The following is an 11,573-nucleotide window of genomic DNA, read 5'->3' as shown; positions in this document are numbered from 1 at the left end:
GAATATGAAAAAATTGTATTGTTTTGACTTTGACGGAACACTTACTTATAAAGATACCATGTTTATGTATCTTAAGTTTTACAATCCTGCCAAATACCGCATGCAATTTTTAAAACATGTGCCGCTTTTTATTCTGTTAAAATTAAAGCTTGCCCCAACCGAAAAGGTGAAAAAAAGCTTTATAGGTTCAATTTTAAAGGGGCAATCTCAGGAAAAAATTGAAAAAAAATCCAAGCAGTTCTTTGAACATCATTACCCTAAAATTGTAAGAGAAAACGCTTTGGATTTTATTAATAATATCGATAGAAATAATACACAAAGTTTATTGGTTACCGCTTCATTGGATATCTGGGCAAAACCTTTTGCCGATGCATTCCAAATGCAGCTGATTTCTACCCGTGCAGAGTTTAAAAACGGCATTTTTACAGGAAATTTCATTGGCAAAAATTGCAATGGAAAAGAAAAGCTGGAAAGAATAAAAGAAGAGATCGACCATAAAAAATACGATAAAATAATAGCCTTTGGTGACACCTCCGGCGACAAGCCGATGCTAAAATGGGCAAATGAAGGACATTACCAATTTTTTCACTAATTTTGGCACATAAAAGTGTAAAAATGAAAAAGCTGCTTATCCTATATTGGGCTATCGTGATTGGCTGTACCAGTACACCTTCCCAAAATACTACAGACATGCAGACACAACCTCAAATTTTAGCTTCCGAATCTCAAGGTGGAACCGGAAAAGTAGAATTTAGCATCATTAAAAATGAACAGGAATTTCAGAAAGCTCTGAAAGGAAATTCCGCTGTTGTGATAAGTGATGGCAGTGAATCTGCTGAGCAGGCTCCGAAGTTTCCAAAAGATAAGAAGGTGGTTTTGTATAACTTGGGAATGTTCAGATCAGGAGATCATAGAATTACTGAAATCAAAAAGATCTCAGTAAAAGAAAATGTTTTACATATAGAAGTTCCTTATGTAGAACATGGAGGAATGGAAATACAGGTGATCTCTAATCCTTACGTGATTTTTACAGTGCCTTCCAATTATCAATTTAATGCTATAGAAATAAAATCTTCAAAATAGAAATGAACAAAATATATCTTGATAACGCTGCAACTACACCTCTTTCTGAAGAAGTGATCGATGCTATGGTAGCTACCATGAAAATGAATTTTGGAAACCCTTCTTCTACGCACAGTTTTGGACAGGAAGCAAAAATTCTTATCGAAAATGTAAGAAGGCAGGTTGCTGATTATCTTCATGTAACTCCCGCTGAAATTATTTTTACTTCTTGCGGAACAGAATCTAACAACATGATCATTAAATCAAGTGTTGAGCATCTTGGAGTAGAAAGAATCATCAGTTCACCGTTGGAGCACAAATGTGTGTCTGAAAGTGTTCTGGATATGAAGAACAGAAAAGGGGTGGAGGTAAACTATATCCGTCCGAACGAAAAAGGAGATATTGATCTTACTAAACTGGAAGAGCTTTTAAAAGCTTCAGATAAAAAAACATTGGTTACCTTAATGCATGCCAATAATGAGATCGGAAACATACTGGATATAAAAAAAGTGGCAGAATTGTGTAAAGCTCACAACGCTCTTTTCCATTCAGATACGGTACAGACGATGGCTCATATGAATTTGGATTTCTCTGATATTCAGGTTGATTTTGCATCTTGTAGTGCTCATAAATTCCATGGTCCGAAAGGAGTAGGTTTTGCTTTTATCAGAAAATCAAGCGGTTTAAAAGGAATTATTACAGGAGGACCTCAGGAAAGAAGTTTGAGAGCCGGAACTGAGAATGTTGCAGGAATCGTTGGCTTAGGAAAAGCCTTAGAACTCTCTTTAAACAATATGGAAGCATATACCAACCATATGCAGGAAATAAAGAGCTATGCAGAAGAAAGACTTACAGCGGAAATTCCAGGGATTAAATTCAACGGGAGAAGTGCAGAGAAGGAAAACAGTCTTTATACAGTTTTAAGTGCATTATTGCCTTATAAAAACCCTTTAATTGGGCTTCAGCTGGATATGAAAGGAATTGCTATTTCTCAAGGGAGCGCTTGTTCTTCAGGAGCGTCAAAACCTTCCATGGTGATGATGATGGTATTATCTGAAGACGAAATGGATCACTGTACGCCGCTTCGTATCTCTTTCAGCCATTTAACGACTAAAGAAGATATTGACGCTCTGGTAACAGCTTTGAAAGAAATTTCTAAAGATTTCGTTATAGAAAATACAAATGTTGAGCATAGATAGGTCTATTGCTCAAAATGCGTAATTTTGAATATCCAATTTAACGGAAAAAGAAAAAATAATATTAATTAAAATAAAAGAAACAAAAATGGCTTTAGAAATTACAGATAGCTCATTTCAGGAAACGGTTTTGAAATCAGATAAGCCGGTATTAGTAGACTTTTGGGCTGTATGGTGCGGACCGTGCAGAACATTGGGACCAATCATTGAAGAAGTAGCAACTGACTTTGATGGAAAAGCAATCGTAGGAAAAGTAGATGTAGACAACAACCAGGAAATTTCTATGCAATATGGTATCAGAAATATTCCTACTGTTTTAATTTTCAAAAACGGTGAAGTGGTAGACAAATTGGTTGGTGTAGCTCCAAAAGAGGTGATCGCTGAAAAATTAAGCGCACACTTATAAAAAAATAAGTTTGATAATGAATGCCTTCCATTTTTGGGAGGCTTTTTTTTAAAAATAATTTGCTGGTAAGGAAAAAAGTTGTAGTTTTGCAATCACAAAAAAGAAACGAAGTTCTTTAGGAAAAAAGATCCGGTAGTTCAGCTGGTTAGAATGCCGCCCTGTCACGGCGGAGGTCGCGGGTTCGAGTCCCGTCCGGATCGCAGAAGTTTTCTCAATTTCTTTAAAAAATTGATCCGGTAGTTCAGCTGGTTAGAATGCCGCCCTGTCACGGCGGAGGTCGCGGGTTCGAGTCCCGTCCGGATCGCGGAAGTTTTCTCAATTTCTTTAAAAAAAATTGATCCGGTAGTTCAGCTGGTTAGAATGCCGCCCTGTCACGGCGGAGGTCGCGGGTTCGAGTCCCGTCCGGATCGCAGAAAGCAGTAAAATTTATTTTTACTGCTTTTTTATTGTCTGTTATTTAAAATAAGGCTTATATAAGTGGATAGACATTTATTAAAAAATCTCTTCTGTATCGATCTTATCGCTATGATTTATTTTTAATATTTTCTAAATATATTTAATGTTTTATATTTCATTGATTTGGTTTACAGTCTTTTTGATTTAAATTTTCCTATATTTTCAGCACAATAAATTCCGAAATTCTTCTAACCTGAGAGGAATTTATCATCGTCAGACATTTACAAATTTTCATATTTGTATCATTAACCAATAAAAAAATATTATGTCAAAACACGATGTGAAAGGAAAAGTTGTTTTAATTGCCGGAGGAGGCAAGAACTTAGGAGGACTCTTAAGCAAAGATTTTGCAGCTAAAGGTGCAAAGCTCGCTATTCATTATAACAGTGAAAGCTCAAGAGAAGAAAGTGAGAAAACATTAGCGGAAGTTCACGCTTTAGGGGCTGAAGCTTTTTTGTTTCAGGGAAACCTTACGAAAGTTGAAAATATTACCAAATTTTTTGATGAAGCCAAAAGTAAATTCGGAGGAATTGATATTGCGATCAATACCGTTGGAATGGTACTTAAAAAGCCGTTTACAGAGACTACGGAAAAGGAATATGATACAATGTCGGATATCAACTCAAAAGTAGCCTATTTCTTTCTACAGGAAGCGGGAAAGAAAGTAAATGACCATGGGAAAATCTGTACGATTGTGACATCGCTTCTTGCTGCTTATACAGGGTTGTATTCTACGTATGCGGGGATGAAAGCGCCGGTTGAACATTTTACACGCGCTGCTTCCAAAGAATTTGGGGCAAGAGGAATTTCTGTTACAGCAGTGGCTCCGGGGCCAATGGATACTCCTTTCTTCTACGGGCAGGAAGCTGAGGATGCTGTAGCTTATCATAAATCTGCATCGGCATTGGGCGGTCTTACGGATATTAAAGATATTGCTCCTTTGGTTGAGTTTTTAGTAACTGATGGGTGGTGGATTACTGGACAGACCATTTTCGCAAACGGAGGTTATACTACCAGATAATATGCATTGATTTTAACGTTTTATTTGATTGGGAATTGATTTTTCAATTCTCAATTTTTATTCGTATTAAAATAATAGATTTGAAAATCTGTAATTTATGTTTATTGTGCATGAAATCGGAGATTAAAGTTTGTTAATATTGAAAAAAACTATATATTTGCAACCACAATAACAGAGGGAAATATTTCTGAAATTGTAAAAAGATCCGGTAGTTCAGCTGGTTAGAATGCCGCCCTGTCACGGCGGAGGTCGCGGGTTCGAGTCCCGTCCGGATCGCAACTGTTTCATCAAAATAGTGTAAAATGCTTTAAGACATATGTTTTAAAGCATTTTTTATTTTATATCTGTTAGGGCTAATAATAACAAAATAAAAATGACCTATTCTGTGACCTGAAATATTTGATAAAATAGGTCACTGAAACATTTAAACTTTCCATCGGTATTTTCTAAGATTAATAACTTATGAAATGACCTATTATGAAATGGTTGTGTTACCAAACACTCTGACCGTATTGAGAAACGTGTAGGAATTGAGTTTGTAAAAGATACTTTGACACGTGATCAAGAATTCCTTTTGTGGAAGCATAACATAACCTTTCCTATTTCTTTTTATCATAATTCGCAATGGTTAAATCTTTAAAAATCATCTCATAACCCCTTTCTAAATTTGATGTTACGAGGTGACCCGAATAATTTTCATCAAAGACTAATTTATTCGAAAACCAAATATTATCTCCGATGTGGATGGTATTACCTTTTACTTTAATTGTATTTAGATCAGTGAAAAAGCCTGTTCCTTCGGCTTTGATGGCAGCTTCTTTGAGTGTCCAGAGTGTAAAGAATTGACGTAAAGGATTTGATGCTTCGTTTATCTGTTTCCATTCAGAATTACTCATTATGTTTGTGATTTCAGAAAAGTTAATTGGCTTTATTTCTTCAATATCGAGCCCTAGTTTCAGGTTTTTTCCAATTACGCAAAAAACGTACCTTCCGGAATGGCTAATACTGAAATCAAAATCTTTGGATAAGTAAGGTTTTTTAAATTGGTTATATTGAATAGTATCAAGAGCAATTGATCCATAACCAATATTTTTTAAAGCTTCAGCCAACAGTAATTTGCCTGATAGATTTCTCACCTGATCTTCTTTGTTTTTATAGCTTTGATTAATTTTTTGAAGCTGAAAAGGAAGAATAGACAGCCATTGATCTAAAATGGCTGTCATATCTTCAGGATTAAACTTTGTATAAAATATTTTTATCATTAAAGAACTCCTAAATATTTACAAAATGCTTCTACATTATCACGTTTTACTGTTTTGTTCTCAATAGAACTGCCTTCGAGGAATTTTTTGGTATTGGTAATATCAAAATCAGGAGTATTTTGATGAATCTCAATAATGGATTTATTATCATAAGCAACGAATTTGAAAAGATTCAAAAGAGGATAGAGCGGACTGTTTTCGTCGTTTTCCCAAAGGGCGCGCCATTGCGGATAAGGAACTGGTTTTAGATCAAAATTAAATTCTTCACGAAGTAGCTCAAAGAATTCCGTTACGGTCATATTATCTTCTGGTTCCGGGCTTAAATGGAAAATTTGACCAATAGAATCAGGATTTTTGGAAATATAGGTGATGGCTTTACTGACGAAATCTACCATCGTTAATTCCTCCTTTTGATCAATTAAAATTGGGTACGCTTTTAATTGGATACAGGTTTTTATCAGTGATCCCCACCATTGGTATTTTGCGGTTGCTCCGGTCAGGCTATGGCAAAAAACATAACCTAACCTGAAAATTACAATGGGAACGCCCTGTTTTATAGCTTCCTGCGCTACCCGTTCCATCACCCATTTGCTCTGGATATAGCCCATATCACGACTTAAATATTTAAATACAGGTTTGGTATCAGTATCTTCCATAATCAATGCAGGTTTGGTGAAATAATGTTCCCAGCTAAATACCCCGACCGTTGATAATAAAGATAATTGTTTGAGTTGATGAGTGGTTATAAACCTGATCAAAGTATAAAGAGCATCTACATTGGCAGCTTTCATATAAGAATAGGGCTGAATGAAGTTCACAGCGCTTCCGGCGTGATGCACAACATCTATAATTTCTGCAAGTTCATCATATTTTTCTGTTGAAAGGCCCAGCAATGGTTTTGCAAGATCGCCGGCTAAAATCTTAATTCTTTTTTCATCAAAAATATCCGCTGAAATTAATTGGTTTTCCAATGCTTCAAACAATCTTTCTTTGGCAAGCGTTTCATTATCTGCCCTTATCAGTAAATAAATATCTGCCGAAGAGGAGGCTAATAATTCTACCAATATATTTAGTCCTACAAATCCTGTGACTCCCGTAAGTAAAATAGCTTTCGGGTTGGTGAAATTTCCTTTTTTTGAAACATTAAATTTAAAGGCATCAGAAGCAATTGTTGCATCTTTTTTTATTTCCTCACTTAACGGATCTTGCCCTAATCCATAATTTTGGAGCTCGGGCCTGGCTTCTCTTTCTTCTATCAGTAAAGCTAATTTCCTGATTGAATTGTTGATGTATAATTCGCTCAAAGAAATTGTATTAGGAAAATGTTTGAAAAGTTTGTTGTAAAGCTTTGTAAGTAACAATGAATGTCCTCCCAATTGAAAAAAATCGTCTTCCAGGCTTGTAATTTTGCGTTCCAGCACTTCGCTCCATATTTCTCTGATGATTTTTTCATAATCATTTAATGGCTCTTCCTGAATTCCGGTGGTTTCATTGATTAGATTTTCGGCCATTTGGTTGAGCGATTCCAGGTCTATTTTACCATTTGATTTTACAGGTATTGTTGCTACCATAAAAATTTCATTAGGGATCATATAGGAAGGGAGTTGCCTGTTTAGTTCACTTTTAATATGAGCAATAGGAGCATCGCCGGAAACAAAAGCTCTTAAAGATTTTACACCCCCCAGAGTTTTATGAATATGAACTGTCGCATTTTTTATCCCTTTAATTTTACAAAGCGTATTTTCGATTTCGGCCAATTCAATACGGTAGCCTCTTATTTTTACCTGATAATCGGCTCTTCCGACATATTCCAGCATTCCATCGGCTAATATTTTTACCTGATCTCCGGTTTTATACATTCGGCTGTAGAAGCTGGTTTCATTATTAGCGAAAGGATTTTTAATAAATTTTTCTGCAGTAAGTTCCGGTTTATTCAGGTAACCTCTTGAAAGCTGGATTCCTGAAATATAAAGCTCACCAATAACACCATCGGGAACCTGACGAAGGTATTGGTCTAAAACATATAGCTTCATATTTTTAATGGCTGTTCCTATGGTATTGTCAGGATGTATATCATCAAAAACAAATGTATTGACCGCAACAGTAGATTCTGTTGGACCGTACATATTAAGAAGTTTTGCGCGTTTTTTCCAATACTGGCTAACTTGTGGAGGGCAGGTCTCTGCACCGGTTCCGATTACTTTTAATAAAGGTAAATTTTCATTTTGGGGAATTGTGGAAAGCACAGAAGGTGAAATAAAAGGAATTACAGAAATCGAATGTTGAGCAATAAATTCGGATAGATGGTCACCCAACAATTTATTATTTGGATAAAGATGAATGGTGGCACCTTTCGTCAACGGAATCCACATATCAATGACTGAACCGTCGAAATTATAGGGAGAAAACTGCAACGTTCTATCGTTTTCACTGAGCTCAAGTAAATTTCCGTATTCAGTGATGAAATTTCCTAGCGATTGATGTTCAATAAGCACTCCTTTTGGCTGTCCTGTGGTTCCGGAAGTATGGATAACATAAGCAAGATCGGTAGGAGCATGTGTGTCTTTGTAACTTTTCTGAATATGCTCTAAAGGAGCATTCATCAGATTTTCAATGAAAAGAACAGGTCGTTCCATTTCACTTTTTAAATCAAATTTTACTGTTGTAATTAAAAATTTTGGTTTTGTATCCTCAAGGATCGTTTTAATCCGATCAATGGGGTAGGCCGTATCCAAAGGAACGTAAGCGGCGCCGGACTTTATAATCCCTAAAAGCGTTATAATCCGCTCTATAGACTGTTCCTGATAACAGGCAACAAAATCTTCACTTTTAACTCCGGCAGCAATTAATTGACTGGCAATATGACTTGATTTTTTATTTAAATCCTGATAAGAAATTCCCAGTCCGGAAAGAATCAATGCGGTTTTGTCTGGTGTTTTTTCAACCTGTTGTTCAAATAATGCTACTAAAGTTTTTGGAGCTTCGTTGGTTTCAAATTCATTAATTTCTCTCTTTTCTAAAACAGAATAAATATCAATATCTCCAATTTTTTGATCAGGATTAAAAGCGATTGATGCTAAAATGAACAAATATGCTTTGGCCATTTCCGTAATGGTTTTTTCTTTAAATAAAACATCAGAATAATCAATATTTACTTTTAATTTTTCGCCAATCGGAAGCACTTCAAATTGTAAATCAAATTTTGTTTTTTGATTAAAAATCCATTCAGCATTATGATTTTCTATTGGAGTCGAAATCTCAAATTTTTCATTTGGATTTTGTAAGACAAAAACATTTTGAAATAAAGGATTGTGCCCGGCAAACCTGTCTTTAATCACATTACTGATAATTGTTTCCAGCGGAGTTTCCTGGTGTTGAAAAACTTGCGGAATCATATTTTTTATTTGGTGTAAAAAATCTGAAAAGACAGGATTCCCATCAATTTTCATACGGATCGGAAGCATATTGGTAAAATACCCGATGGTTTTGTCAAAACGGTGCGGCCGGTTAGCAAATGGACTTCCTACACAAATATCCTGTTGACCACTGTAATATTGCATCAGCAAGCCAAAAGCGGACAATAGAGTGATGTACAATGTGGCGGAATGCTCTTCTGAAATTCTCTGTAATGTTGCGGTTAGTTTTTCATCAACTTCAAATTGATACTGTTTACCAGAATCCGGATGCGGATATTCTTTTTTGAAGTCGTGGGCAATCTGAAGCACGGAAACATCTTCCAAATACTCTTTCCAGAAATTGATTCCGTTTTCTTTATCCTGTTTAGATTGGTAAATAACGTAATTTTTATATTCTGTCAAAACTCTTTTATCTTCCTGGTTATTTGAGATTTGATGATATAAAGTGTTAATTTCCTGAACAATTAAAGGCATCGACCATCCATCTGTAACAATGTGATGCACCATCAAAAACAATGAAGCCGGCTTGCCATTTTTATGAATAACATAAGCCCGGAGCATATAATCTCTTTGCAGATCAAACGGAATTTTTATGAGTTCCTGAACTTTTTCAGCATCATATAAATTTTCTAAAATCCAGTTATTTTCACTCATTGCGGACTGGAAAGCCTGATTTTCTTTTTCTTCTATAATTGTTCTTAGAATGCTGTGTTTTCTTAATAATTCTTTAAAGGCCTTTTCTAAAGTAGGTAAAGAAATAGCTTCATTGACTGGGTATAGCGCACCCACATTATAGGCTACACTGCCATATAGTTTGTCTAGAAACCATAAGCTCTGTTGCTGAAAAGATAATTGAACGGGATGATTATCAGGTATTGATGGACCGGTTTCATTTTGTTCGGTTTTTTCTAAATCAGTAATATATTTCTCTAACTCGTGAATGGATGGATATAAAAAAAGATCAGCAATTTGTAAAGGAAGATGTAATTCCTGTCTAATCAAATAAATAAGTTTATAAGCCAGAATTGAATTTCCTCCAAACTGAAAGAAATTATCATAAATTCCAACTGATTTTATATTTAAAACTGTGCTCCAGGCATTGGCTAATTGCTTTTGTAACTCAGTCTGAGGTGGAACAAAAAAATGTCTTTTTTCTTCAGTGATTTCTAGGGTGTTTAAGAATGATTTATCAATTTTTCCATTTGCGGTTAATGGAAACTCCTGAATTTCCAAAAATTTTGAAGGAATCATATAAGAAGGCAATCGTTCAAACAAATAAGCTCTTATAGCTTCCGGAAAAGTGTTTTTGTCTTTGTTATTTTTATAAAAACAAATTAATTGTTTTTCATTTTGCTCTTGTTTTACAACGATAACACAGTTTTCAACAAGATTTGACTGCTTAATATTTTCTTCAATTTCTGCAGGCTCTACACGAAAACCTCTGACTTTCACTTGCTGATCCGCTCTTCCAACAAATTCAATGGTATGATCTTCCAATTGTCTTACAAGATCGCCTGTTTTATATACTCTTGTTGTTTTTCCGTCAGGTGTTGTGAACGGTAAAAATCGTTCAGCTGTAAGATCCGGACGATTGTAATATCCTCTTGAAACCTGGATTCCTCCAATGTAAAGTTCTCCAACCTCATTAGTAGGCAAAATATTCATCTCCTGATCTAAAACATAGAAATCTACGTTGCGTAAGGGTTGCCCAATTGTGCCGATAGGATGGGTTTCACTAAATTTAAATCCGCTTACCACCACGGTAGTTTCAGTAGGGCCATAGATATTAATTAATTCGACTTTTGTCTTCCAATATTCAATCACCTTAACTATTGGAGCTTCTCCACCGGTACATATTTTTCGTAAGCTTCCGATTTGCTTGTCCGTCGGTAAAGTTGCCAAAATCGAGACCGGTAAATAAGGGAGAACAGTGATATTGTTTTGACAGATGTAACTAAGCAGCGCATCACCTACTATTCTGTTGTCCGGATAAAGATAGACTGTCATTCCTAATGAAAGAGGAACCCAAAGATCTAATACAATTCCATCAAAATTTGATGATGAAATATTAAGTGCGGTATCTTCTTTTTCTGTATTCAAAAATTCCCCGAAATATTGTATGAAATTGCCCAATCCTTTATGTTCTGCCATTACCGCTTTCGGAGCTCCTGTACTTCCAGAGGTATAGGCTAAATAGGCTAAGCCGTTTTTGATTTCGGAATCAGGATTTTCTTTAGGCATTTGGAGAATGTCTTCTTTTTTTTCATCAATGAAAATAATTTCACCTTTATAAAAATGAAATTTTTCGGCAAATTTTTTCTTAGTGATTAGCATGGGGCTGTTGGTATCCTCCAAAATATGCTGCAAACGATTATCCGGATACAACGGATCAAGGGACACATACGCTGCACCCGATTTCCAGATGGATAACATAACGATAACCTTTTCTATGGATTGATCTAAACAAAAGCAAAGAGGAACCTCCGTAAATATTCCTTTTTGTTTTAGGTAGTTTGATAACTGGTTTGAATTAATGTCAAGCTGTTTAAAAGAAATTCTTTCATTTTCGTAAATAAGTGCTGTTTTTGTAGAATTCAGCATAACCGCATTATCCAATAAAGACAATACAGTTGTTCCCTGTGTTGAGATTTTGTTCATTTGGCTGGTTTTAGTTTTAATTTTTTTAATAATATAAAATTATGTAAATAAATAATTAAATTCACATTCTATTTAATTTTTAATATTAATAAATCA

Annotated in this window: 7 protein-coding genes and 4 tRNA genes; 9 read left to right on the top strand and 2 right to left on the bottom strand. The window is 35.2% G+C overall.

The features are described from left to right. Positions 1-4 precede the first annotated feature (4 nt). The 9 genes from CLV73_RS16610 to CLV73_RS16570 all read left to right on the top strand — a co-directional run bounded on the left by CLV73_RS16610 (position 5) and on the right by CLV73_RS16570 (position 4,417). Complete coding sequence (locus CLV73_RS16610) at positions 5-592, top strand: HAD family hydrolase (protein ID WP_100378009.1); 588 nt, start codon at positions 5-7, stop codon at positions 590-592. 23 nt (positions 593-615) lie between these two features. Continuing rightward, positions 616-1,083 carry a hypothetical protein gene (locus CLV73_RS16605; protein ID WP_100378008.1) on the top strand — a complete coding sequence of 156 codons (468 nt, stop codon included), beginning with the start codon at positions 616-618 and terminating at the stop codon, positions 1,081-1,083. 2 nt (positions 1,084-1,085) lie between these two features. After that, the gene (locus CLV73_RS16600; protein WP_100378007.1) at positions 1,086-2,261 is read left to right on the top strand and encodes a cysteine desulfurase family protein; all 1,176 of its coding nucleotides are present in this window, start codon (positions 1,086-1,088) and stop codon (positions 2,259-2,261) included. An 85-nt stretch (positions 2,262-2,346) separates the two neighbouring features. Then, a complete protein-coding gene (gene trxA / locus CLV73_RS16595; protein ID WP_100378006.1) occupies positions 2,347-2,664 on the top strand; it encodes a thioredoxin in 318 nt (105 codons plus the stop codon). Positions 2,665-2,790: 126 nt separating this feature from the next. Further along, a tRNA-Asp gene (locus tag CLV73_RS16590) sits at positions 2,791-2,864 on the top strand. Positions 2,865-2,894: 30 nt separating this feature from the next. Continuing rightward, a tRNA-Asp gene (locus CLV73_RS16585) sits at positions 2,895-2,968 on the top strand. Positions 2,969-3,000: 32 nt separating this feature from the next. Continuing rightward, positions 3,001-3,074 (top strand) — tRNA-Asp (locus CLV73_RS16580). Positions 3,075-3,385: 311 nt separating this feature from the next. Next, entirely contained in the window at positions 3,386-4,141 is a 756-nt protein-coding gene (locus CLV73_RS16575; protein WP_100378005.1) for an SDR family oxidoreductase, read from the top strand. 202 nt (positions 4,142-4,343) lie between these two features. Beyond that, positions 4,344-4,417 (top strand) — tRNA-Asp (locus tag CLV73_RS16570). 323 nt (positions 4,418-4,740) lie between these two features. On the opposite strand, the gene CLV73_RS16565 is transcribed toward CLV73_RS16570, so the two are convergent. Continuing rightward, positions 4,741-5,403 (bottom strand): 4'-phosphopantetheinyl transferase family protein, encoded by a 663-nt coding sequence (locus CLV73_RS16565; RefSeq protein ID WP_100378004.1) that lies wholly within the window; start codon positions 5,401-5,403, stop codon positions 4,741-4,743. Beyond that, positions 5,403-11,477 carry a non-ribosomal peptide synthetase gene (locus CLV73_RS16560; RefSeq protein ID WP_100378003.1) on the bottom strand — a complete coding sequence of 2,025 codons (6,075 nt, stop codon included), beginning with the start codon at positions 11,475-11,477 and terminating at the stop codon, positions 5,403-5,405. Before CLV73_RS16560 ends, CLV73_RS16565 begins: the two co-directional genes overlap by 1 nt. Between the last annotated feature and the right edge of the window lie 96 nt (positions 11,478-11,573).

Origin of the sequence: Chryseobacterium geocarposphaerae (assembly GCF_002797535.1) — a bacterium.
Classification (GTDB): domain Bacteria; phylum Bacteroidota; class Bacteroidia; order Flavobacteriales; family Weeksellaceae; genus Chryseobacterium; species Chryseobacterium geocarposphaerae.
Note: the sequence above shows the minus strand (reverse complement) of the source record. Positions and strands in the feature narration are given on the sequence as shown.